Here is a 21,536-nt window from a genome sequence, read left to right on the forward strand (position 1 = left end):
GCCCCGCCGCAGATGCCGCATCTCCAGTTCGACCTCGACTTCGAGGTCACGGCGCGCGAGGCGGACCAGTTCGCGACCGAGATGGCCGAGTTGTACGCCGAGCGAATGGACGCCGACACCGACTACGCCGCCGTCACCGTCCGCGAGGTCGAGGCGATTCACCTCGGTCGGGCGACCGGAGACGAGACCGTCGTGCTACAGGCCGACATCCGGGCGGGCCGGTCGACAGAGCAGAAGCGCGACCTCGCCCTCGCGGTCATCGAGGCCGTCGCCGAGCGGTTCGGCGTGCCGGAGTCGAACCAGAAGGTCGTCTTCACCGAACACGAGGGGAGCCAGATGATGGGCTACGACCGCGTCGGCGACGACTGGTCCGAGTCGGCCTGACCGGGGGCGGTCCGGAGTTCGACCGCGAAGACGGAACCGCAGGGGTCGTTGTCCTCGACCCACACGTCGCCGCCGTACTTCTCGACCAGCGACTGCACGAGGTACAGTCCGAGGCCGGTCCCACGGCTCTCCAGTCCCTTTTCGTCCTTGGCGAAAATCGACTCTTTCCGCTCGTCGGGCACGCCGCGCCCGTCGTCGGCAATTCGGACCACGACGCGGCCGTCGCCCTCGTGTCCCGTGACGGAGACGGCGAGGCCCGGTTCGCTTTTGTCCGTGTGCTGGACGGCGTTCGTCAGGAGGTTCCGGAAGGCGGACCCGAGCATGTCGTCGGCGAGCACCGCGACCGCCGGCAACTCGGCGTCGACCGTCACGCTCGCGTTGGGTGCCATCTCTCGGAGCGACGCGAGTTCGGCTCTCAGCACGGGAGCCAGCCGGACCGGTTCGGTCTCGACGCCCCGCGTGCTCATCATCTCGGCCATGTCTCTGGCCGTCTTCGTCAGTTCGACCGCGTGGTTCGCCCGCTTCCGCACGATTTCGACGTATTCCCGGGCCTCGTCGTCGGAGACGCGCTCGGCGAGCAGTTCCGCGTAGGCGGTCACCAACTGCAGGTCGTTGCGAACGTCGTGGCGGACGACCTGATTCAACACCGCGAGTTCGTCGCGTTGCGTTTCGAGGAGGCGGTTCTGTTCGTGGAGTTCCGCCTCGTACCACTTCCGCGTCGTGATGTCGCGGGCGACGCTCAGGATGGCCGACTCCCCGCGGTAGGTCACGAGGCTCGAACTGATTTCGACGGGGAACTCGCGCCCCGATTTCGTCCGGTGGACCGTCTCGAACACCTGCGTGCCGTCGGCCGGCATCCGGGAGATGAGCCCCGAAATCTCGTCGTCGCTGAGTCCCGCGTCGATGTCGTGCGGCGTCATCGAGAGGAGTTCGTCCCGCGGGTAGCTGAACAGCCCCACCGCGGTCTCGTTCACGGCGAGGATGCGGTCGTCGGTGCCGAGGACCCAGACGGTGTCGTTCATGCCGTCGATGAGCTCTTGGTACTCCTCGCGGGCGCGCTTCAGTTGCCGCTCTCGCTTTCGGTGGTCGGTGATGTCCCGCGAGACGGCGACGACGCCCACGACCTCGCCCGCTACCCGAAACGGCGCGAAGCGGTAGCTCAGCGTCCGCGACTCGCCGTCCGGGGTGACGAGGTCGGCCTCGCCTTCGAGCGAGTCTATCTCGCCGTCGACGAGTCGCTGATACGGGTCGTCCGGGGAGTCCCTTCGAACCGCCTCGACGAGCGGGCTTCGCTCGCCTTCGAGTTCGGCCGGCGTCGTCTGGTAGACGTCGGCGAGGTACCCGCTGACGAGTCGGAACCGACCGTCGCGGTCGTACAGGCACGCGCCCTCTCGTATCTGCTCGAAGACCTCCTCGTAGACGAGCGACGGGTCGAACTCCCCCCGAGCGGGCGGTGCGACCACCCGCCCGACCCGGGCGGCCAGCTCGTCGTACCCCTCGCGGCCCCGCACCCGGACGTAGTCGGTGACGCCGGCGTCGAGGGCGTCGCTCGCCGTCAGCCCCCGCCTCCCGTCGGCGACGACGAAAAACGGCAGGTCGAGAGCGCGTCGCCGAACCGCGGCGAGGAAGTCGAGCGTGCCCATCTCCCCCGCGTCGGTCGACGCGACGACACAGTCGAAGCCGGAGTCGGAGTCGGAGTCGGAATCAGCACCGGAACCGGAGTCGGCACCGGAGTCGGAACCGAAGCCGGCGTCAGCGCCTTCTAGCCGTTCCAACGCCGCGGTGGCGGTCCGAACCCCCTCGACGTCGACCCGTGCCGCGCGCCGACGGACGGCCTCGACGACCGCCGCCGCGACGCTCGAATCGGCGACGACGAGGAGCCTAATCGCACCATCACCATCGTTCATCATATAAACCGCTCACGTCGGTCGGATATAAGGACCCGTGCCGACTCCCACGATTCGAGACGATTACCCGGTTGTAACACCCAGTAGCAACACTTTTGTGACGACCGCCGAGACCACGACGCCATGAGCGAACCCAGACTCGACGTATCGGCGGTGGCGGACGGCGACTGGCGGGGGTACCTCTCGGAGATGGGGCCCTCGTGGGTCGCGGGCGCGGTCGCGGCGGGGCCGGCGACGATGGCGACCGTGCTCACGGCCGGGGCGACGTTCGGTTACGCGATGCTGTGGGTCGTCGTGCTCTCGGCGGTGCTCGGGGCGTCGGCGCAGTACCTCTCGATGCGGCTCGGACTGCTTACGGAGGACGGCATCGTCTCGGTCGTGGAACGCGAGCTGGGCGACGGCTGGGCGTGGGTGCTCGTCGCCGACGCGGTGCTGGCCGCGGGGCTGGCTCAGTTGGTCATCATGCAGGGCCTTGCGAACGTGAGCGCGACGATAACCGGCGTCGACGCCCGCGTCTGGGGCGTCGCGTGGGCGGTCGTCCTCGCCGCCGGCCTCGCCGGGCGCGGCTACCGCTTCGTCGAACTCCTCGCGAAGGGGCTCGTCGCGGCCGTCGTGGTCGCGTTCCTCGCGTCGCTGGTTTTGGTCCCCATCGACCCGGCGGCCGCGGCCGGCGGGCTCGTCCCGCGAATCCCCGCCGGCGTCGACGGCGCGCTCGTCGCGGCCGGCATCCTCGGCGGCGCGGTCCACATCACGCTCATCACGATGCACTCGTACACGATGCGCGCCCGCGGCTGGACCACCCGCGACTACGGGCTGGCGACGTTCGACGTGGGCGCGTCGATGCTCGTCGCCTTCGGTGTCTACAGCCTCGCCATCTTCCTCGTCGCCGCGGGCGTCCTCCACGGTCCCGAGGTGGCCGCGGGCGACCTCACGGCGGTGGCGGCCGCGCAGGCGCTCGGCCCGATTGCTGGCGCGAACGCGCGGTGGCTGTTCCTCCTCGGGCTCCTCGGCGCGGCCGTCTCCACGCTCGGCGGCAACACCGTCGTCCCGCCGTACCTCGTCGCCGACAAACTCGGCTGGGGGACGGACCTCTCGGACGACCGATACCGCGCGCTCCTCGCGGGGGTGGCGCTGTTCTCCGGCGTCGGCGCGTTTCTCGGCGGGGCCTTTTTCCCGCTTCTCGTGTTGGTGCTGGCGTTCGGCCTCGTCGGCACGCCGTTCGCAATCACCGTCGTGCTCGTCTTGCTCAACGGCGACGCGGTCTCGGAGCCGAACTCGACGCTGGCGAACCTCGACGGCGTCGTCCTGTTCGGGGTCACGACGGTCCTCGCCGCGAACTTCGTCCGCTCGCGGGCGCTTTCGGACCTCGGCGACCCGCTTTCGGTCTTCGTCGTCGTCTTCGCCGCGGCGATGGGGGCGGCGACGCTCGGCCTGCTCGGCAAGTTCGTCCGCGAGGCGGTCGCGCGACCGACCGCGGCCTGACTGGCGGTCGTCGCGGCCCTACTCGCCGTAGCGGCCCGACGCCCGGTCGTACTTGGAGACCATCGCGACGACGGCGGTCCCGAGTCCGCCCGTCGCGGCCCAGAACTGCCACGGGAGCGACCCCGAAGACCCGCCGCTCGGGACGTAGGGGTACGACAGCGACCCCGCCTCGACGATGTCCGCCGACCCGGGCATGAGACCGGACCCCGGCTCGTTCGGAATCGCGCCCTCCTCGGCCGGGCCGCCGGGCTCGCCGCAGACGACCCGACCGACCATCCCGAGTTGCTTGTGCGGGCTACAGAAGTAGTCGTAGGTCCCCTCGACTTCGAAGGTGTACGAGAAGCTGGTTTCGGCCTCCTCCAAGAGGCCGCTGTCGAAACCGGACGCGTCCGCCGGGATGCGCTGTTCGGCCTGATTCGACTCGGCGTAGGCCGTCGCGGAGTGGCCGCCGCTTTCGAGGACCCACTCGACGGTGTCGCCGGGGTCGACGTGCAGTCCGATTGGGTCGAAATAGTACTCTCCGTCTTCTGTCACCATCTGGATAGTATGGGTGGTCGAACCGCCGCCGGACGCGCCGCCACCGGCGTCTGTGTCCCCGTCGGAACCGACGGTCGAGTTCCCGCTCGACGCCCCGGTGACACCCGTCGACGCCCCGAGAATGGCGATTCCACCCGCGATATTTTTCATGAACGTTCGTCTGTTCATAATGGTGTTTGAGTTCGTATTACCGCTGATACTGCCTACTACCTGACCGTTCGTATACTATCTTGTAGTTCTGTTGGTTCTCGAACATCCCGAAACAGAAAGAAAGATAACCGCTCGTCTGAACGCTTACGTGGCATCGTCGCTCCCGCGAATCCACGGTCGACCCACAGTCGTGGGAGCGTCAATCCGGCAGTAACGATTAGGTAAACCTATTGGTATATTCATGAAATTCGTGGTGAATCCGACCCGACGTTCGGCGGTGAGAACCGATGCGGCGTGAAACCGCAGTCATCCTGCTCCTCATCGCGGTCGTGCTACTCCCGATGTGGTACGTCGCGCTGACGAGCGGGACCGAGGGCGGCGGTATCGGCGTCGGCACCGGTGCAGAGCCGGTCGCCGTCAACACCTCGTCCGACCTCCAGCCCGCCAGCGGCTACCTCCCCGGCCCGGTCGAAGTCGGCGTCAATCAGGCCGGCGTCGTCGCGTGGGTCGCGCTCCTCGGGATGGTCGGCGTGATGGTCGGGACGAAGCGGTTCCTCGACCGCATCAGCCACCTCGGCGACTCCGTCGTCGCCGACGGCGGCCGCGCGACCGTCTCCGTCCCGCCGTACATGGAGACGGAGTCCCGGCGCATCCTCGACTACGTCCCGGCCGTGTCGTCGCGGACCGGACTGCTCGTCGTGGCGCTCCTCTCGTGGGTGGACGTGTCGTTCGCCGCCCTCCTCGCGCTGGAGGGGCTCGGCCCGGCGCGGACGCAGTTCCTCGGCACCTACGCCGGGATGCTGTTCCTCTCGCTCGCGCTGACCGTCCTCGCGTACACGGCGTACTTCGTCCCGAGCATCACCGTCGCAGAGACCAGAGACCACTGACCATCCGCACAGATATGAGCAAACGGACCACCGACACCGACACCGACACTGAGGCCGACACCGACACAGACGCTCCGGACATCCCGCAGAGCGACGACGAACTGACGCGGCGAAACATGGCGAAGCTCCTCGCCGGCATCGGCGGCGCGGCCGCCATCGGAAGCTTCGGCGTCGACTACGCCGCGGGACTCCCCGGCAGTCTCGACACCGGGAGCGAGACGCTCTACGTCGAGGGCACGCGGCTCGTCGACAGGGACGGCAACCCCCTGACCGCCGCCGACGCGCTCTCGACCGACGAGTTCGACAAGATGGACGTCTTCCCGGAGAAGGAAGGCGGCGGCGCGCTCGTCACCAAGCGCGCGACCACGCTCCTGCTTCGCTTCCCCGAAGACGAGTACGAAGCGCCCACGAACATCGAGGGGACGGCCAAGGGCTACGTGGCCTACTCGAAGGTCTGCACCCACGAGGGCTGTCTCGTCGCGGGCGAACAGGGCTCCGAGCTCCGGTGTCCCTGTCACGGAAGTCTCTACGACCCCACGAAGGGCGCGTCCGTGACCGGCGGCCCGGCCTCGCGGGCGCTCCCGCAACTTCCCCTCGGCATCGCCGACGACGAGGACGGGACGCTCCTCCTCGCGACGGGACCGTTCGAGGGACCAATCGGGACGGAGGAGTGAGATGACGAGGACAGCACCGGACGACGGCTCCGGCGACGACCGACCGGACGCTCGGCCGGACGGCGGCGAGGCGGACGCAGACCTGCCGGGGACCGACCTGACGGTCCGAACCCACGAGGCCTACCCGAGAAACGCCCTGTTCGACTGGCTGGACCAGCGGCTCGAACTCGACCACACGCTCCTCGGCAAGGCGTTCCCGGAGGACGACTACGGCTCGTTCCTCCTCGGCGAAATCGCGCTTTTCACCTTCGTCATCCTCGGCCTGACGGGGACGTTCCTCGGCCTCCTGTACAATCCGGCGGTCAACAGCGTCACCTACGAGGGCAACGCGCTCCAGTACGCCGACACGGAGGTGCCCGCGGCGTTCGCGAGCGTCCTGCACATCACCTACGACACCACCTTCGGGATGTTCGCGCGCATGATGCACCACTGGGCGGCGTACCTCTTCATCGCCGCCATCGCCCTGCACATGTTCCGCGTCTTCTTCACGGGCGCGTACCGCAACCCCCACGAGCCGAACTGGTTCATCGGGAGCACGCTCCTGCTTTTCGCCCTCGTGGAGGGCTTTTTCGGCTACGCGCTCCCCTACGACAACTTCAGCAAGACCGCGACGACAATCGGCTTCCAGATGACCGGCACGATTCCGGGCGTCGGGTCGTTCCTGCAGTCGCTCGTCTTCGGCGGGGCGTTCCCGGCCGGGGCCGACCAGGTCATCCCGCGGATGTTCTTCCTCCACGTGTTTCTCATCCCGGCCGCGCTGGTCGGCGCAATCGCCCTTCACATGGCCGTGTTGATGCGGCAGAAACACACCGAACACGCGCCGAGCTCCCGCGGTGAGGGCCGCCCCGACGACGATGACGACAGCGTCGTCGTCGGAATGCCGCTTTTCCCCCAGCAGTTCCTCGTCTCGACCATCGTCTTCCTCCTGACGGCCGCGACCGTCGCCTTCCTCGCCGGCTTCTTCCCGGTCCAGCGCATCGCCGCCATCGGCCCGGCGACGCCCACGTCGACGCCCTCGCACGTCGGCCCGGACTGGTTCTTCATGTGGGTGTTCGGCTCGCTGAAGATGATGCCCTCGTGGCTCGGCGAGTGGGGCCGGTTCGCCGGCGGCGTCGTCGTCCCCTCGCTCATCATCGGCGTGATGATGATTTGGCCGCTCCTCGACAACCCCGAACACCCGGTCCACTTCACCGCCGACCCGCTCGACCGACCGCTCCAGACGGCCCTCGGCGTCGCGGCCGTCATGCTCATCATCGTCCTCTCTATCGACGGCATGCGGGCCACCGTCGCCGCCGTGTTGGGCGTCTCCGACGCCGTCCTCTACCCGTGGCTCGCCGCGCTGACCGTCGGGATGCCAATTTTCGACTTCGTCGTCGTCTACTGGCTCCTCAAACGCCGTAAACGCCGCAAGAGCCGGACCGGAACCGCCGGCTGACGCACAGACCCGCGACCCACCGAACCCGATTTCGACTATGAACGTTCCACTCTCGCCCCGCGCGTTCCGCCTCGTCGACGGCGGCTCGAAACTCGTCGGCCTCGTGGCGATAGCCGCCGCGCTCAACGGGGCCGCGGCCCCCCACTCGCTCGCCGTCGGACTCGCCGGCCTCGTCGTCGGCGTCGGGACCGCGTTCCTCTCGCCCCGCGAGGCCCCGTCCGACGCCGACCGCGGAGACGACTCCGCCTTCGCCTCCGCGACCGACACCGACGCCGACGACGGCCTCCCCCGACGGCCGCTCACGAGTCTCGCAACGCGCCTGTGGCGCAGTCGGCTGGCCCGGCTGGGCGGCGCGCTCTGGCTCTCGGCGTTCGGCGTCGCGGCCGCCGGCGTCGCCCTTCGAGCCGCCGGCTCGTACCGCCTCGCGGCGACGCTGTTCGGGGCCTCCGGCCCCCTCGGGCTGGTCGGCATCCTCGGCATCGCCGCCGGCGGTGGGTGGCTCGCGCTCGCCTCGCGTCGGGAGTGACCGCGGCGGCGTGTCCGACAGTCACTCGCGGACCGCGGGCGAATCACGCGACTTATTTTCGACCTCGACAAGCGACAGAGACGCGACAGTGCCCTCAGATACATCCGACGGCGGCGGTTCCGGTGATGATGTCCCAACCGATAGCGACATCCTCGACGACGCTCTCGACGACGCCGACCTCGACGACGATATCCCCGCCGACGAGCGCGACGCGCTGTTGACCATCGGTCACGGCGCGGTCGTCGGCTCGGGCGGACAGTCGCTCCAGCGCGCCCTGACGACGGCGACCGAGTACGTCCTCGCACAGGGGTTCGGTCCGGTCGTCTACGGCGTCTACGCGTTCGCGTGGCGAATCGCCCAACTGCTGTTCCGCCTCGTCAACTTCGGGTCGGTCGGGACGCTCCAGCGGTACCTCTCGGCGTACGACGACGACCCCGCTCGGCAGGGGCGAGTGGTGGGGCTGGCGTATCTGACGACGCTCGTCGTCGGCCTCGGACTCGCCAGCGGGCTGGTGCTCACGAGCGGGTGGCTCAACGACGCGACGGTGTCACACCCCGCCTTCCCGCCGACGATACACCTGTTCGCGGCGCTCGTCGTCCTCGTCGGACTGGTGCGGATTCACGCCGGCGTCCTCAGGGCGGTGCAGTCGGCCCGCGGCGAGGTGCTTTTCAACCGCGTCCTCCGCCCGGCGGTCAAACTGGTCGGTGCCGTGGCCGCGATGGCGCTCGGGTACTCGCTGGTCGGCGTCGCCGCCGCGTTCGTCGTCGGCATGGCCGGCCTCGTGGTGCTGGGCGCCCCGATGGTCGTCTCGGCGAGCGGCATCCGCCCGTCCGTCGGCGGCCTGCGCTCCGAGGCCCGGCGGTTCTACAACCACTCGGCCCCCATCGCGCTGAGCAGTCTCGGCAAGGTGTTTCAGAACCGCATCGACGTGATGCTCGTGGGGTTCCTCCTGACCGCGAAGGCGGCGGGCGTCTACAACGTGGTGCTCGTGTTGGTGTCGCTGGCGTGGATTCCGCTCCTCTCGTTTAACATGCTCCTGCCGCCGGTCGCGTCGGGGCTCTACGCCGACGACGAGATGGAGACGCTCAACGCGGTGTACACGGCGGTGACGCGGCTCATCGTCACCTGCGTCGTTCCGATTCTCGCCGTGCTCGCGGTGTACGGGCGGGCGGTTCTCGCCGCGTTCGGCCCGAACTTCACGGCGGGCTACGTCCCGCTCGTCGTCTACCTCGGCGGCGTCTTAGTCGGGAGCGCCGTCGGCGCGACGGGGTGGCTCCTCATGATGACCGACCACCAGTACGCCCGGATGGCGCTCGACTGGCTCTTGGCCGTCCTGAACACGCTCCTCACGTTCGCGTTCGTCCGGGCGTTCGGCCTCGCCGGCGCGGCGCTCGGCACGGCCGTCGCCATCGCCGTCCAGAACTCGGTGCAGGTCGTGCTCCTGCGTCGCTTCGAGGGGCTATGGCCCTTCGACGCAACGTTTCTCAAGCCCCTCGGCGCGGGCGTCGTCGCCGCCGGCGTCATGCTCCTCGTCCGCGAGACGCTGGCCGGCCCCGGCGGCGTCGTCGCCGTCACCGGCGCGATACTGGGCGCGGTGACGTACGTCGTCGCGCTCGTCGCACTCGGCGTCAACGACCGCGACAGACTCGTGGTGACGGCGCTGGCCGCACGGTACCGTCGGGCGGTACTCGCGGCCCTCGGCGAGCGGCGTCCCGGGACGTTCGAGGACCGATAGCGGTCCTGCGACTGCGCCTTCGAGGTCCTCACACTCGCAGGGCGAACTATTCAGCAGGCGCATCGAAGCCTTCTCCACCGAGGCGACCGGTTCGTAGCTGGACTAGATTCCTATAAAAATTCAATAAAATAATCAGTCTCAGCGCTCGTAAAGCCGTTTATGTCGTTAGTTGGTGTCTTACAACCAAGAGGTTGAATAGGTCAGAGAGCATAGTTAACATGGCTCATGGTTGGGGGGAGGACGCTGTACAAACTGGGGGTGCTCGCTCTGATACTGTTTCTCGCGGCCGGGACTGTCTCGTCGCAAAACGCGACGACGGGTCCGCGGTTGGAAGCCTCTGCGAGGGTTTCACAGAGCGTCGTCGAAGCGGGGGACACGGTTCGAATCAGCTTCAGTGTCGAAAACGTCGGGGACTCGGACGAGTCCACCGCGTTTTATCTCTTGTTTCCCGAGTCGAACGGGGGGTTCCCGGATGAATGGGAGATGGTCGACCGATTCGACGACGGTGGGTCGTGGACCGGACCGGGCGCGTGGTTTCACAAGGTACACTGGGATTGGTCTGGCCTGGATGCCGGCGAGTCGGTCGACCCGTGGATGGAGTTCACGGTTCCACCGAGCGCAAGCGGTGTCTACACGATAACGTGGGAGCTCGACTACTCGGGTGGCGGCGGGACGAAGACCGTCCAAATCGACGTCAGAGAACCCAACACGAAGCCGTCACCGGAGTTCTCTATCAGCCCACAAGACCCGAAGGCCACACAACCGATTACGTTCAACGGGTCCGCGTCGTCAGACCGTGGCGGTCGCATCGTCCGATACCGCTGGGACCTGGACGACGACTCGGAGTTCGAGTCTTCGGGACCGGTGGCCCGACACTCGTTCGACGCCCCCGGTCGATACACAGTTCGTCTCAACGTCGTCGACGACCGCGGGGCGGACGCGACCCTCTCTCAGCAGGTCGTGGTACGAGAGAACGAAAACCCCACCGTGACGATGCCGTCTCTCTCGACGATACGTGAGAGCCAGCGTGTTCAAATCGCTCTCCCGACCGTCGAGGACCCCGACGGCATCCGGTCGATAGAGTGGGACCTCGACGGTGACGGGAGCGTCGACCGAACGGGTGAAGCGGTGTTTCTCAGTTATGACACGCCGGGTACGTACACCGTCTCAGTCACCGCGACGGACGCGTTCGGTGCCACGACGACGAGGAGCCGAGAAATCGTCGTCGTTGCGAACGAACCGCCGACCGCCGAGTTCGAACAGAACGAAACGCGGGCGAAGGAACTCGACCCCATACGGTTCGACGCGAGCGCGACGACCGACGACGGCCGCATCGACGCCTATCGGTGGGACCTGAACTCCGACGGCGAGATAGACGCGGAGGGTGAATCGGTCACGCACGCGTTCGAGACGCCCGGGACGGTCACGGTCACGCTTCAGGTGGTCGACGACCTGGGGGAGACTGACTCGGCGCGGCGAGAGATTCGCATCGAACCGAACCCGACGCCAACGCCGCGGTACGACCAGTCACCGGCGAAGGTCGCGGTCGGGATGACGGTCACGCTGGACGCCTCCTCGTCGACCGACGACGGCTCTATCGAGCGCTACAGCTGGGACCTCGACGGCGATGGCGAGCCTGAGATGACCGGTCGGACGGTGACGACCCGTTTCAACCGCACCGGCAGGTTCCCCATCTCGCTGTCGGTGACCGACGACAAGGGGGCGACGGCGACCCACGAGGGCACCATCACCGTGCGGAGCCTGCCGCGAGCCGATGCCGAGGTCAGCCGGACCAGCGCGACTGTCGGCGATGAGCTGTTCTTCGACGGGCGGAGTTCGACCCACGAAGACGGCTCTATCGCCGAGTATCACTGGGATTTCGACGGCGACGGCTCGTTCGAAGCGACGGGCGCGACGACCAGACGCTCGTTCGAGGAACCGGGGACGCACGTCGTCCGACTGCAGGTCGTCGGCCCCGAGGGGTTCACCGACGAAGACACGGTGAGCATCTCCGTCACCCCGAGACCACTGTGTGGACAGAACTGCCGGATTGGACTCGTCACCGCGGTCGCGGTGGTGGCTGGTCTGTTCGTCCTCTGGAGAGTTGTCGAGCACTTCGGGTTCTGGTCCCGGCGAGGGTGAACCGTGCAGTCAGCGTTCCATCGTCTCGTCGCGGCCGCCTCGACAGAGGTCGTCGTGGGGCTGGCCGACAACTGGCTCAACGTCGTCATCGTGGGCGACGTGGTGTTCTTTGTCGGCTGTCTCGGCGCTGTGCTGTGGCTGACCTCCAGTCAGCAGACCTCGGCAGTTGAGACGGCCGTTCTCTTCGTTGCTCTCGGCGTGGCCGGAGCGGTCCTCATAACCGAGGTTCCGGTCGTCCGTGAAGCGGTGAGCGCGGTCGCGTTCGTCTTCGCCCTCGCGCTCCCCATCGGAATCGCGGTCAGTACCGTCGACCGGCTGATGAAGAGCGATATCAGGTCATGAGCGGGCTCCGAACCGTCCCCCTGATGGAGACCGCGCCGGCACAGATCGGCTACTTCTTCGACATCTATCCCCGCATCGCGGGACCGGTGATACTCGGGGCGGGTATCGTCGCTCTCATCTGGTGGTACGTGTACGACGTCGAACTCGCGCGCCGCCGGTGGAGACCGGGATACGGACAGCGATTACTCCTGGCGACGCTTCTCGTCACAGGTGGGTTCGTGGCGGGCGTGGGGTTCTTGGCTCGAGGCGAAATCGTCTGGCTCTACGCCGCGCTCGTGTTCGTTATCGGCCGCGTGCTTCAGGGGGCCGTCTTCGTCCAGTTCCTCCGGAAGCTCGGAGTTATCCTGGGGCGCGTCGTCGACGCGGTCTCCGGTGGGGGCGGTGGCGACGGTACCTCAGTCGTCCGTCGCTTCGTCGTGAGCCGGCTCCGACGGTGGGCGTACTTCGGTATCCTCACCCTCGTCGCGTTCGGTAGCGCCGCGGTCGCCTTACTGGGCGGGGTGGTCACCGATGCCCCGGCGTTCGAAACGGTCGCGCTCACGTGGACGGTGTTTCTCGCGATATCGACCCTCGGCACGCTACTGTGGGACCTCCGGTACGCGGCCCCCGACATCCAACGTCTCCCCCTGTTCGGACTCCTCCTCTGTATCGCCGGGACGGAGGTCTACGTCTTTGACCTCCCGCCGCAGGTCCGGTCGTTCGCGGCCCCGTACGTCACCGAGTACGCGCCCGTTGTACAGTTCCTCCAACCGATGGACTGGGTACTGCTCGCCGTCGGTCAGGTGGCACTCCTCGTCGGAGTCGCGTTCTCCACTGCCGTGCTCTTCTTCGGCCCCACGGACTCCGATGACGAACGGGAGACCGACGTGGCCCGTCCGGACGCGAAGTAGACTACACGTCACTGGTACAGCAGTACACTAATTTCAGAACATGCCTGTGAGTATCGACGACTTCGAGTCGGGGAACCTCCCACAGGGACCATCGGTCCCCGAGCAGGTGGTTACGTATCTGTACGCGCACCGCGACCAGGCGTTCACCCGGTCTGAGATTGCCAGTGCCATCGACGAGAACCCAAACGCAGTCGGAACCGCCCTCTCGCGGCTGAAGGCACGTAATCTGGTTCGGCACCGGGGAGAGTACTGGGCAATCACCCCCGACGAAAGCCGCCTCGCTGACGCATACGACCTCCACGTCGCAAGTGAGCGATTGGACGAGAACGATGGCGGCATCGACGCCGACGAGTGGGACTCGACGGCCCCGGATACCCCGCATCCGAGCGAACGGGACGTGAGTGAGGACGAGTCCTAGATGCAACCGGAGCGCGGCGACGTCGTACGGAGTTCGGATCCGTTCAAAATCGGGACTGGTAGACAGCGTCCGTGGCTAATCGTCGACAACGAGACGCACCCCTTCGACGGCGAACAGTACATCGCAGTCGCCATCTCGACGAAAGCGTACGACGACTCGCTTGCGCTCTCAGCCGACGTCTGGGAGACTGGCGGTGTCCCTCGGGCACCGTACGTCTCCCCATGGGCTGTACACTCTCCACGAAGTGAGGATTTCGTCGCCTGGCAAGGCCGCGTGACGGATGCGTTCGTCGAACAGGTCGTAGCCAAACTGGAGACGTATCTCCGCGGAGGTAGGATGTCGCCCAGAACACTAACGGCCGGTCTCATCCCGAGGCGGCGTGCCGCGTCGACCGGGAAACCCTCGTGCCGGGCGGTCCGTCTTTCGGGCGCGGACGTTCCGAAGTACGCCGGCGTCAGCCGGCCAGTAGCTGTTGCGCACCCGGGTTCGCCGTGCTGTCATCGCTCCCGAAGCGGGAACACTCGGCCGGGGACTTGAGGTACGCACTCGCCTCTAGCGCGCCGGGGGTGAAACGAGTTCCGACCGGCGGGCGTCGTCGCCGGCGAAGAAGACGGCCCGAAGTCGGACGACCTGCCCGTCGACGCGGACGTAGTAGCGGCGGTCTTCCGACTTGTCGACCGACGGGAGCGCGTCGAGGTCCTCGCGGAGGGCGTCGTAGTCGCTCAGGCAGTCCGAGACGCTCGACTCGCGGGGGTGGCCCTCGGCGGCCGCCTCGACCACCTTCAGCACCCACGGGCTGTTTGCGACCCGCGGGTCGTCCACGTCGACGACGGTCGCTCCGTCGGGGGCCGACCCGACCAGTTCTCCCCGGAGCATGATTTCGGCCGACGAACACCCTCGAAGCGACGAACAGCCCGCGAGCCCGCCGGTCAGCCCGACGCCGACGGCCGCGGCTCCGCGGCGGAGCAGTCGACGGCGAGAGGGGCGGCCGGCCATCGACTGACAGAGATTCGGAGAAACTGATAAGTCTTCCGTCGGCTACAGCGCGTACTCGTCTTCGCGCAGTTGGACGTACTTGCCCTTGTGGTACTTCATTTTCGTCCGCTGGTACCGCGTGGCGAGTTTGGCGGCGCTGAACCCCGCGCTGAGCTTCGAGGCGCCGAACGCCTTGTAGCCCTCGTCCTTTTCGAGGAGCTTCCGGGCCGCCTTGAACGTCTTGTCCCACTGGTCGGGGCCGTAGTCGTGGACGATTTCGGCCATGGCGACGTTGCGGAGAATCTCGTCGCCGATGGCGTCCTTCCAGCGGTCGTTGTAGTCGCTCAGGTCGCCCTCGGCGGCGAGTTCGCCGGCGATGGCTCCCGTCCGGACGGCGACGTGGTCGCCGCCCTCGTGGAAGGCGGAGGTCGCGCCCATCGCGCCGCCGGTGACGGCGATGCCGGCCGACGCGGGCGAGTCGATGGGGCGCGTCGAGGAGATGGCGTACGTCTCGGTTCCCTTCGTCTTTCCGCGGTCCTCGACGAGCGGGAAGTCCTCGTCGACGTCGTACTCGTCGCCGTACTCCTGTTCGAGGAGGCGGCGGACGTACTCGCGGCCCTGCGGGATGCGCTCGTCGTCCTCGCGGAGGAGCGTGTACGCATCGCGGTCGTCGACCTCGTCGATGTCGAGGCCGATGGGCATCGTGAGACCGACCCGGCAGACGTTGTTGTCGTTCGGGAACACCCACGGGTACGCCGTGTGGCCGGGCATGTAGCCCCACCAGAACTTAATCGCGCCGTCGACCTCGTCGAACAGTTCCGGGGGGAACTCGCGGTGTTCCTGATAGGCGATGTGGTTCGCCTCGGTGGACGACAGGCGGTCCGTGATGGGGAACGGAAGCAGGTCGTCGAGCACCTTGTTCGTGACCGTCCGCTGGGGGCCGTCGGCGAGGACGACGAAGTCAGCGCCCACGTCCTCGCCGTTGGCGAGGCGGACGACGTGGCGGGGGTCGTCGCCGGTCGCGTCGAGGTCGGTCTCCACGTCGCGGACCGAGGCCTTCACGCGGTACTCCGCGCCGGCGTCTTCGGCGCGACCGCGGAGCCAGTCGTCGAACTTCGCGCGGTGGAAGGTGTAGCCGAACTCGTCGTACGAGGAGTCGATACCGGTACTGCGGAGCGTCAGCGACTCGTTCGGCCCGATGAACTCCGCGCGGTCGAGGATGTCGAGCACGACGTCGTCGGGGAACTCGTCGGGGTGGATGCCCATGATGTCCACCCAGTAGTCGAGGATACCGGCCGCGTCCGTCGAATCGGGGCCGAGGCCCGGTCTGTCTGCTCGGGGGACGCCCTTTTCGAGGACCAGAGCGGAGGCCCCGGCCGAGGCCGCGGCGTGTGCCGCCGACGTGCCGGCCGGACCGCCGCCGATGATGGCGACATCTACGCGTTCCATACCGCTACAGCACTTCGCTCGGCTATTAAACCCCCTGAAGCGCCGCGGCGTCCGACGGTTTCGAGACCGCGCGTCCGAACGCCGCTCGGCCCGTTTTTCAGCGGCGTGGCGCGACCGTGATATCGACGCGCCGCCGCTCGGCACCCTCCCCGGGGCCGACGGTCCCGCGAGCGACGCGACTCCCCGGAGTCGACAGTCCTGCGGCCGACCTGACGCGGAATTTTCGCGACCGATTCCGAGATTCGATAATTCATCTATCGTCATATTGCGGCTACTGCGCTCGATTTTCTCCGATGATTCCAACTGAATACCGAAGTTGATAACCGGGAACGGAGGTTTATAGCGGAGACCGCGGTAGCTCCGAGTCAATGACCGCAGACGAGCCGGACGAGCCGAGAGAGCCCGTCGTGTTCCGCGACGAGACGGGCGACCTCGTGTTCGTCGACGGCGGCCCCGCCCCACAGGGCTATGCGCCCGTTGCGTGGAAACTCGGCGAAGACGGCTCCCGGTTCGTCGTCGACTCGACGGTCGATGCAGTCGCCGTCACGCGGACGATTTCGAAACGCCGCCCGCGGCGGCGCGAGCCCATCGAGTGAGCGGCCCGCCGCGTCCGAATCGGACAGATTCATCACCGCCTTCGAGAATCATCGAGCATGTCCGACCCAGACATCGCGGTGCTTCGGCAGAAGATACACGGCCTGTCTGCCGAGGCGTACGCCGAAACGCTCCGCGAGCGCCTCCCCGACCGCGAGGTCGCCCTCGCGACGACGCCCGCCGAGGAGCGCGACCTCCTCTCGCGCGTCCAAGTCGCGACCGGCTTCGACGTGAGCGAAGACGACCTCGAAGCCGCCGAGAACCTCGACCTGTTCGCCTGCGTGTTCGCCGGCACGGGCCACCTCCCCATCGAGGCGTTCGAGGCCCGCGACGTGGCCGTCACCAACGCCTCCGGCGTCCACGGCCCGAACATCGCCGAGCAGGTCCTCGGGAGTCTCCTCTACTTCGCCCGCCGCTTCCACGTCGCGGAGCGACAGAAAGGCGCCGGCGTCTGGCAGTCGTACCCGACGGTCGAACTGCAGGACTCGACGGTCGCCGTCGTCGGTCTCGGCGCGCTCGGGGAGGCCGTCGTCGACCGACTCGACCCGTTCGGCGTCGAGACCGTCGGCGTGCGCTACTCCCCGGAGAAGGGCGGCCCGACCGACGAGGTCGTCGGCTTCGACGACGAGCAGGGCCTCCACGACGCCTTCGCCCGCGCCGACTACGTCGTCATCGCGTGCCCGCTGACCGACGCGACCCGCGGCCTCGTCGACGCCGACGCGTTCGCGTCGATGGCCCCCGACACCGTCCTCGTCAACGTCGGCCGCGGTCCCGTGGTCGACACCGACGCGCTCGTCTCCCAACTCCGGAGCAACGGCATCCGCGGGGCGGCACTCGACGTGACCGACCCCGAACCGCTCCCCGCGGACCACCCGCTTTGGGACTTCGAGAACGTCCTCATCACGCCCCACAACGCCGGCCACACCCCGAAGTACTGGGAGCGCATGGCCGACATCATCGCCGAGAACCTCGACAAACTGGACGCCGGCGACGACGACCTGCGGAACCGCGTGGTCTGAGTCGAGCGGAATCGGCGGCCCCGGGGTGCGGAGTCGGTGACGCCGCGACTCTGACCGATGACCCCCGACCGGGCTCCGCACCGAAACTGTCAATTCGGTGGCCACTGTCGGTAGCCCCGTGCAGTTCGCATCGTGGCGGTGGAACCGAATTATCGCCTTCTTCGGCGGCGCTGGACTCCTCGTTTTGGTCCCGTGGTCCGGGCTCTCGCCCGCCCTCCCGGAGTGGGCGGTGGACGTGTTTCTGTCCGTCCCGTTCGGCTTGTGCGTCTACGGATTCACCGAACAGCCGCGAAAAGTGATTCTGCTGATTCCGGTCGGAACCGCGCTCGGAATCGGGATACTCGCCCTGTACCGGGCGTCCGGATTCGGCCTGTTTTGACGGCGGACGACGGCGTCCGCGTCGCGGGAGACGCCGCGGCGACTCGCGCTTATTCGTCGCGCGTGAGCGCCGGGTTCGTCACCGCGCCGTTCGCGGCCGAGCCGAAGTCGCGGGCGTACTTCGCCAGCACGCCGGAGGTGTACGCCGGTGGCTTGGGTTCCCAGTCTTCCTTTCGCGCGTCGAGTTCCTCGTCCGTGAGGTCCACGGAGAGTTCGCGGTTCGGGATGTCGACGGTCACCTCGTCGCCGTCTTCGAGGAGGCCGATGGGGCCGCCCTCGGTCGCCTCGGGGGCGACGTGGCCGACCATCGGGCCGCGCGTCGCGCCGGAGAACCGACCGTCGGTGAGAAGCGCCACGTCGTCCTCGTGGCCCTGTCCGACGACGGCGGCGGTGACGCCGAGCATCTCGCGCATGCCGGGGCCGCCGCGGGGACCCTCGTTGCGGATGGCGATGACGTCGCCCTCCTCGATGTGGCCCTCCTGCACGTAGCGCATCGCGTCCTCCTCGTTTTCGAAGACCCGGGCGGGGCCGGTGTGGTGGAAGGCGTCGTCGCCGGTGACCTTCAGCACCGCGCCGTCGGGCGCGAGGTTGCCCGTGAGAATCTTGATTGCGCCCTCCTCCTGATACGGCTCGTCGACCGTGTAGAGGAAGTCCGCTTCGAGCTCGTCGTCGTCCGGGAGGTCGAGGTGGTCGAGCTCCTCGGCGATGGTGCGGCCGGTGACGGTCATCGCGTCGCCGTGGAACAGGCCGGCCTCGACGAGGCGGCGGATGACGACCGGGATGCCGCCGATTTCGTGGAGGTCGTTCATGACGCGGGTGCCGCCGGGCTGGAGGTTGGCGATTTTCGGCGTGCGCCGGGAAATCTCGTCGAACTCCTCGATGTCGAGGTCGACGCCGGCCTCGGCGGCCAGCGCGAGCAGGTGGAGCACGGCGTTTGTCGACCCGCCGGTGGCGACCTGCAGGGTGATGGCGTTCTCGAAGGACTCCTTCGTGAGGATGTCGGAGGGGCGGCGGTCGTTTTCGACGCAGTCGAGGACGACCTCGCCGGCGCGGCGGGCGTTCTCGTAGCGCTCGTCGGACTCGGCCGGCGCGGAGGCCGACCCGAGGGGGGCCATCCCGAGCGCCTCGGAGATGGAGGCCATCGTGTTGGCGGTGAACATCCCGCCGCAGGAGCCCGCGCCGGGGCAGGCGTGGCGTTCGAGGTCGTCGAGTTCGTCGGCGCTCATGTCGCCTTCGGCGTAGGTGCCGACGCCCTCGAAGACGTTCTGGACGGTCACCTCGCGGCCCTCGTGCTGGCCGGGCATGATGGAGCCGCCGTAGAGGAAGACGGAGGGAAGGTCCGTTCGGATGGCGGCCATCATCATGCCGGGGAGGTTCTTGTCACAGCCGGCGACGGTGACGAGCGCGTCCATGCGCTCGCCGAAGGAGACGAGTTCGACGGAGTCGGCGATGACCTCGCGGGAGATGAGCGAGGCCTTCATGCCTTCTGTCCCCATCGAGATGGCGTCGGAGATGGTGACGGTCCCGAACTCGATGGGCATCCCGCCCGCGGCGTCGATGCCCTCGATGGCGGCGTCGGCGACGTCGTCGAGGTGGACGTTACACGGGGTGATGTCGGCGGCGGGGTTCGGCACGCCGACCATCGGCGACGAGAAGTCCTCGTCGTCGAAGCCCATGGCGCGGAACATCGCACGGTGCGGGGCCTTGTCGGGACCCTCCGTGACCTCCGTGCTTCGGAGGCTCGGGTCCTTACCGCTGGAGAACACGTCGTCGGCGTCCTCCTCGCGAGGGGACTGCTGGCTCATACCTCTTCGGAGCGCGTGCGCGAACTTAAATGGCCGCGACTGGGCAGACGTTGCAGTCGGATTCGCCCGCCGACCCTCGGTTTTTGGGGCGTACTTACTCCGCGTCGCGCCGCGCCAGCCCGGTGAGATGCGGCGCTTCCGGGACGATTATCTCCGCGGTGCCGAGCCGGGCGGCGTTCTCGCTCCCGGGCAGACAGAACGTCGGCATCCCGTCGACGACGCCCGCGGTCGCGCGGGTGCCGACGACCTTGGTGCCGATGTCGTCGTACGAGAGCCGCCGGAACAGTTCGCCGAAGCCGGGCAACGTCTTCCCGAACAACTGCGCCGTCGCCTCGACGGTCTGGTCGTCGGGCGTGACGCCCGTCCCGCCGGTCGTGACCGTCACGTCGACGTCGCCGCGGTCGGCCATCCGCGCGACCGCGGTCTGAATCTCGTCGTAGTCGTCGTCGACGACCCGCCGGACCGACACCGAGTGACCCGCCTCGCGGAACAGTTCGGCTATCGCGTCGCCCGCGGGGTCGTCGTCGATATCGCGGGTGGACGAAACCGTCAGCACCGCCGCTTGGAGGTCGTCGACGTCGTGGTGGTGATGGTCGTGACCGTGGTCGTCGCGGTGATGGCTGTGGTCGTCGTCGCCGTCCCCCTCGCCGTGGTGATGGTCGTGGTCGCTCACGGCCGCGGCTTCGTCGTCCGGCGATAAAATTCCCGCGTCGCCCCGGCGGTCGTCGGTTCGCGGCGGCCGGTCGGATGGCTCACCGGCGACCGTCGTGGCTCACCCGTCGTCTGGAACGCCGTCGAGCGAGTCGAGCGTCAGGCGTTCCGCGTTCTCGCGGAGGGCTTCGAACTGCTCTGTGGCCCACTCGACGGCGGCTTCGGTGTCGTTGCGGGCGACCCCGCCGACGCCGGTGTCGGTGTAGACGACGATTCCCGCCTCCGACTCGGTCGCCCAGAGGCCGAAGCGGAACGGGACCTCCGCGCGGTAGAGCGTCACCGAATCGTGTCGGAGCTGGTCGAGGATGACCGCGTGAGAGTCCGGGGCGGCGGCGAGTCGGTCGAACAGCTCGTCGGCGATAATCATCTCGACGACCGTCCCGCCCTCGGTGGCGGTCTCGTAGAAGGGCCGAAGCTGACCGACGAGCGCGACCGGGGCGACGCCGTAGACGCGCTCCGCGCTCTCGACGCTCGAAAACAGCTCCCGAATTGCGCTGTCCGGGATGTCCGGCGTCGACGTGTGAACCGACGCGCCCGCCAAGAACGCCGGGTCGAGCGGCGCGTCGGTCGGGAGCATCGAAAGGAGGTCCTGCGCCGCCTTGACGCCGCGGAGCGAGTCGAGGCACTCGTCGTACGCGCCGAGCGCGCACCGACCGACACAGGTCAGCCGATACAGGCCGTCGGCGCGCTCGACGAGGCCGGCGTCGAGCAGGTCGCGGACGACGCGGTCGACCGTCGAACGCGAGGCGTCGAGGTCATCGGCGAGTCCGCGCTTGTCTCGCGGTCGCTCCGCGAGCGCCCGGACGAACGACGACCGCCTCACGAGGAGGCGCGAAAGCTGTGCTGAAGTCTCGTCTCGAATCACGTACCTGATATTCCTTCCAACGAGTCGGACGCCTGTCGACCGCCCCTGTACGGGCCGCCGGTAGATGTCGGCGACCGTGACTGTCGGGCTCGACTGTGTTGGGAACCCTGTGTCGTATATATCTTCGCACCGATATGATTTGAATCCACGAGGTTCGTCAGCTGTCGAACAAGAGGAAAGACGATTGGCGTAAACCCACACTTTAGTTCCTGCCCATCCTCGGTCGGGTCG

At 67.8% G+C, this 21,536-nt stretch carries 22 protein-coding genes; 15 read left to right on the plus strand and 7 right to left on the minus strand.

From position 1 onward, the window contains the following. Nucleotides 1-12: 12 nt before the first annotated feature. Entirely contained in the window at nt 13-384 is a 372-nt protein-coding gene (locus IEV64_RS01200) for a tautomerase family protein (protein WP_007275244.1), read from the plus strand. Here the strand turns inward: IEV64_RS01200 and IEV64_RS01205 are convergent. Further along, a complete protein-coding gene (locus IEV64_RS01205) occupies nt 345-2,291 on the minus strand; it encodes a PAS domain-containing sensor histidine kinase (protein WP_229722476.1) in 1,947 nt (648 codons plus the stop codon). The genes IEV64_RS01200 and IEV64_RS01205 overlap by 40 nt on opposite strands. A 123-nt stretch (nt 2,292-2,414) precedes the next feature. On the opposite strand from IEV64_RS01205, the gene IEV64_RS01210 reads away from it, so the two are divergent. Continuing rightward, nucleotides 2,415-3,773, plus strand: a complete 1,359-nt coding sequence (locus tag IEV64_RS01210; protein ID WP_188422931.1) for an NRAMP family divalent metal transporter — start codon at nt 2,415-2,417, stop codon at nt 3,771-3,773. Between the two features lie 18 nt (nt 3,774-3,791). Here the strand turns inward: IEV64_RS01210 and IEV64_RS01215 are convergent, their stop codons facing one another. Continuing rightward, entirely contained in the window at nt 3,792-4,478 is a 687-nt protein-coding gene (locus IEV64_RS01215) for a plastocyanin/azurin family copper-binding protein (RefSeq protein WP_007275247.1), read from the minus strand. Between the two features lie 269 nt (nt 4,479-4,747). On the opposite strand from IEV64_RS01215, the gene IEV64_RS01220 reads away from it, so the two are divergent. The 10 genes from IEV64_RS01220 to IEV64_RS19780 all read left to right on the plus strand — a co-directional run bounded on the left by IEV64_RS01220 (nt 4,748) and on the right by IEV64_RS19780 (nt 14,046). Further along, on the plus strand, nt 4,748-5,347 hold the full coding sequence (locus IEV64_RS01220) for a hypothetical protein (protein WP_004969479.1): 600 nt from the start codon (nt 4,748-4,750) through the stop codon (nt 5,345-5,347). A gap of 14 nt (nt 5,348-5,361) precedes the next feature. Beyond that, nucleotides 5,362-6,021 (plus strand): QcrA and Rieske domain-containing protein, encoded by a 660-nt coding sequence (locus tag IEV64_RS01225; protein ID WP_188422932.1) that lies wholly within the window; start codon nt 5,362-5,364, stop codon nt 6,019-6,021. A 1-nt stretch (nt 6,022) separates the two neighbouring features. Then, on the plus strand, nt 6,023-7,456 hold the full coding sequence (locus IEV64_RS01230; RefSeq protein ID WP_188422933.1) for a cytochrome b: 1,434 nt from the start codon (nt 6,023-6,025) through the stop codon (nt 7,454-7,456). 37 nt (nt 7,457-7,493) lie between these two features. Further along, the gene (locus tag IEV64_RS01235; RefSeq protein ID WP_188422934.1) at nt 7,494-7,982 is read left to right on the plus strand and encodes a DUF8120 family protein; all 489 of its coding nucleotides are present in this window, start codon (nt 7,494-7,496) and stop codon (nt 7,980-7,982) included. A gap of 88 nt (nt 7,983-8,070) precedes the next feature. Beyond that, nucleotides 8,071-9,717 (plus strand): lipopolysaccharide biosynthesis protein, encoded by a 1,647-nt coding sequence (locus IEV64_RS01240; protein ID WP_425433182.1) that lies wholly within the window; start codon nt 8,071-8,073, stop codon nt 9,715-9,717. A 483-nt stretch (nt 9,718-10,200) separates the two neighbouring features. Next, complete coding sequence (locus IEV64_RS01245) at nt 10,201-11,859, plus strand: PKD domain-containing protein (RefSeq protein WP_229722443.1); 1,659 nt, start codon at nt 10,201-10,203, stop codon at nt 11,857-11,859. 3 nt (nt 11,860-11,862) lie between these two features. Beyond that, entirely contained in the window at nt 11,863-12,201 is a 339-nt protein-coding gene (locus IEV64_RS01250) for a hypothetical protein (RefSeq protein WP_089777373.1), read from the plus strand. Beyond that, entirely contained in the window at nt 12,198-13,091 is an 894-nt protein-coding gene (locus IEV64_RS01255) for a hypothetical protein (RefSeq protein ID WP_226908699.1), read from the plus strand. The genes IEV64_RS01250 and IEV64_RS01255 overlap by 4 nt, the downstream gene beginning before the upstream one ends. Nucleotides 13,092-13,131: 40 nt before the next feature. After that, nucleotides 13,132-13,509: a hypothetical protein gene (locus tag IEV64_RS01260; protein WP_007275256.1), complete on the plus strand. Its 378-nt coding sequence runs from the start codon at nt 13,132-13,134 to the stop codon at nt 13,507-13,509. Then, a complete protein-coding gene (locus IEV64_RS19780; protein ID WP_226908698.1) occupies nt 13,510-14,046 on the plus strand; it encodes a hypothetical protein in 537 nt (178 codons plus the stop codon). It abuts the gene before it with no gap. 15 nt (nt 14,047-14,061) lie between these two features. Here the strand turns inward: IEV64_RS19780 and IEV64_RS01270 are convergent, their stop codons facing one another. Together IEV64_RS01270 and IEV64_RS01275 are read right to left on the minus strand one after the other, a co-directional pair. Further along, nucleotides 14,062-14,505 carry a Tat pathway signal protein gene (locus tag IEV64_RS01270; protein WP_188422935.1) on the minus strand — a complete coding sequence of 148 codons (444 nt, stop codon included), beginning with the start codon at nt 14,503-14,505 and terminating at the stop codon, nt 14,062-14,064. A gap of 42 nt (nt 14,506-14,547) precedes the next feature. Beyond that, the gene (locus IEV64_RS01275) at nt 14,548-15,933 is read right to left on the minus strand and encodes an NAD(P)/FAD-dependent oxidoreductase (protein WP_188422936.1); all 1,386 of its coding nucleotides are present in this window, start codon (nt 15,931-15,933) and stop codon (nt 14,548-14,550) included. 368 nt (nt 15,934-16,301) lie between these two features. On the opposite strand from IEV64_RS01275, the gene IEV64_RS01280 reads away from it, so the two are divergent. The 3 genes from IEV64_RS01280 to IEV64_RS01290 all read left to right on the plus strand — a co-directional run bounded on the left by IEV64_RS01280 (nt 16,302) and on the right by IEV64_RS01290 (nt 17,925). Further along, nucleotides 16,302-16,529 (plus strand): hypothetical protein, encoded by a 228-nt coding sequence (locus tag IEV64_RS01280; protein WP_007275259.1) that lies wholly within the window; start codon nt 16,302-16,304, stop codon nt 16,527-16,529. Between the two features lie 57 nt (nt 16,530-16,586). Next, the gene (locus IEV64_RS01285) at nt 16,587-17,546 is read left to right on the plus strand and encodes a D-2-hydroxyacid dehydrogenase (RefSeq protein WP_007275260.1); all 960 of its coding nucleotides are present in this window, start codon (nt 16,587-16,589) and stop codon (nt 17,544-17,546) included. Between the two features lie 118 nt (nt 17,547-17,664). Next, entirely contained in the window at nt 17,665-17,925 is a 261-nt protein-coding gene (locus IEV64_RS01290) for a hypothetical protein (RefSeq protein WP_188422937.1), read from the plus strand. 49 nt (nt 17,926-17,974) lie between these two features. On the opposite strand, the gene ilvD is transcribed toward IEV64_RS01290, so the two are convergent. From ilvD to IEV64_RS01305, 3 genes are all read right to left on the minus strand, one after another. Beyond that, nucleotides 17,975-19,729: a dihydroxy-acid dehydratase gene (gene ilvD, locus IEV64_RS01295; protein ID WP_007275262.1), complete on the minus strand. Its 1,755-nt coding sequence runs from the start codon at nt 19,727-19,729 to the stop codon at nt 17,975-17,977. 94 nt (nt 19,730-19,823) lie between these two features. After that, on the minus strand, nt 19,824-20,402 hold the full coding sequence (locus IEV64_RS01300) for a MogA/MoaB family molybdenum cofactor biosynthesis protein (RefSeq protein WP_049920561.1): 579 nt from the start codon (nt 20,400-20,402) through the stop codon (nt 19,824-19,826). Between the two features lie 99 nt (nt 20,403-20,501). Further along, nucleotides 20,502-21,305, minus strand: a complete 804-nt coding sequence (locus tag IEV64_RS01305) for a helix-turn-helix transcriptional regulator (protein WP_188422938.1) — start codon at nt 21,303-21,305, stop codon at nt 20,502-20,504. Nucleotides 21,306-21,536: the final 231 nt, after the last annotated feature.

The organism is Haloferax sulfurifontis, assembly GCF_014635105.1.
Taxonomy (GTDB): Archaea; Halobacteriota; Halobacteria; order Halobacteriales; family Haloferacaceae; genus Haloferax; species Haloferax denitrificans.

What these genes read in the sequence shown, in the direction of transcription:
- IEV64_RS01200 (WP_007275244.1), top strand. Translation starts at nt 13, where the DNA reads ATGCCGCATCTCCAGTTCGACCTCGACTTCGAGGTCACGGCGCGCGAG.
- IEV64_RS01205 (WP_229722476.1), bottom strand. Translation starts at nt 2,291, where the DNA reads ATGAACGATGGTGATGGTGCGATTAGGCTCCTCGTCGTCGCCGATTCG.
- IEV64_RS01210 (WP_188422931.1), top strand. Translation starts at nt 2,415, where the DNA reads ATGAGCGAACCCAGACTCGACGTATCGGCGGTGGCGGACGGCGACTGG.
- IEV64_RS01215 (WP_007275247.1), bottom strand. Translation starts at nt 4,478, where the DNA reads ATGAACAGACGAACGTTCATGAAAAATATCGCGGGTGGAATCGCCATT.
- IEV64_RS01220 (WP_004969479.1), top strand. Translation starts at nt 4,748, where the DNA reads ATGCGGCGTGAAACCGCAGTCATCCTGCTCCTCATCGCGGTCGTGCTA.
- IEV64_RS01225 (WP_188422932.1), top strand. Translation starts at nt 5,362, where the DNA reads ATGAGCAAACGGACCACCGACACCGACACCGACACTGAGGCCGACACC.
- IEV64_RS01230 (WP_188422933.1), top strand. Translation starts at nt 6,023, where the DNA reads ATGACGAGGACAGCACCGGACGACGGCTCCGGCGACGACCGACCGGAC.
- IEV64_RS01235 (WP_188422934.1), top strand. Translation starts at nt 7,494, where the DNA reads ATGAACGTTCCACTCTCGCCCCGCGCGTTCCGCCTCGTCGACGGCGGC.
- IEV64_RS01245 (WP_229722443.1), top strand. Translation starts at nt 10,201, where the DNA reads ATGGTCGACCGATTCGACGACGGTGGGTCGTGGACCGGACCGGGCGCG.
- IEV64_RS01255 (WP_226908699.1), top strand. Translation starts at nt 12,198, where the DNA reads ATGAGCGGGCTCCGAACCGTCCCCCTGATGGAGACCGCGCCGGCACAG.
- IEV64_RS01260 (WP_007275256.1), top strand. Translation starts at nt 13,132, where the DNA reads ATGCCTGTGAGTATCGACGACTTCGAGTCGGGGAACCTCCCACAGGGA.
- IEV64_RS19780 (WP_226908698.1), top strand. Translation starts at nt 13,510, where the DNA reads ATGCAACCGGAGCGCGGCGACGTCGTACGGAGTTCGGATCCGTTCAAA.
- IEV64_RS01270 (WP_188422935.1), bottom strand. Translation starts at nt 14,505, where the DNA reads ATGGCCGGCCGCCCCTCTCGCCGTCGACTGCTCCGCCGCGGAGCCGCG.
- IEV64_RS01275 (WP_188422936.1), bottom strand. Translation starts at nt 15,933, where the DNA reads ATGGAACGCGTAGATGTCGCCATCATCGGCGGCGGTCCGGCCGGCACG.
- IEV64_RS01280 (WP_007275259.1), top strand. Translation starts at nt 16,302, where the DNA reads ATGACCGCAGACGAGCCGGACGAGCCGAGAGAGCCCGTCGTGTTCCGC.
- IEV64_RS01285 (WP_007275260.1), top strand. Translation starts at nt 16,587, where the DNA reads ATGTCCGACCCAGACATCGCGGTGCTTCGGCAGAAGATACACGGCCTG.
- ilvD (WP_007275262.1), bottom strand. Translation starts at nt 19,729, where the DNA reads ATGAGCCAGCAGTCCCCTCGCGAGGAGGACGCCGACGACGTGTTCTCC.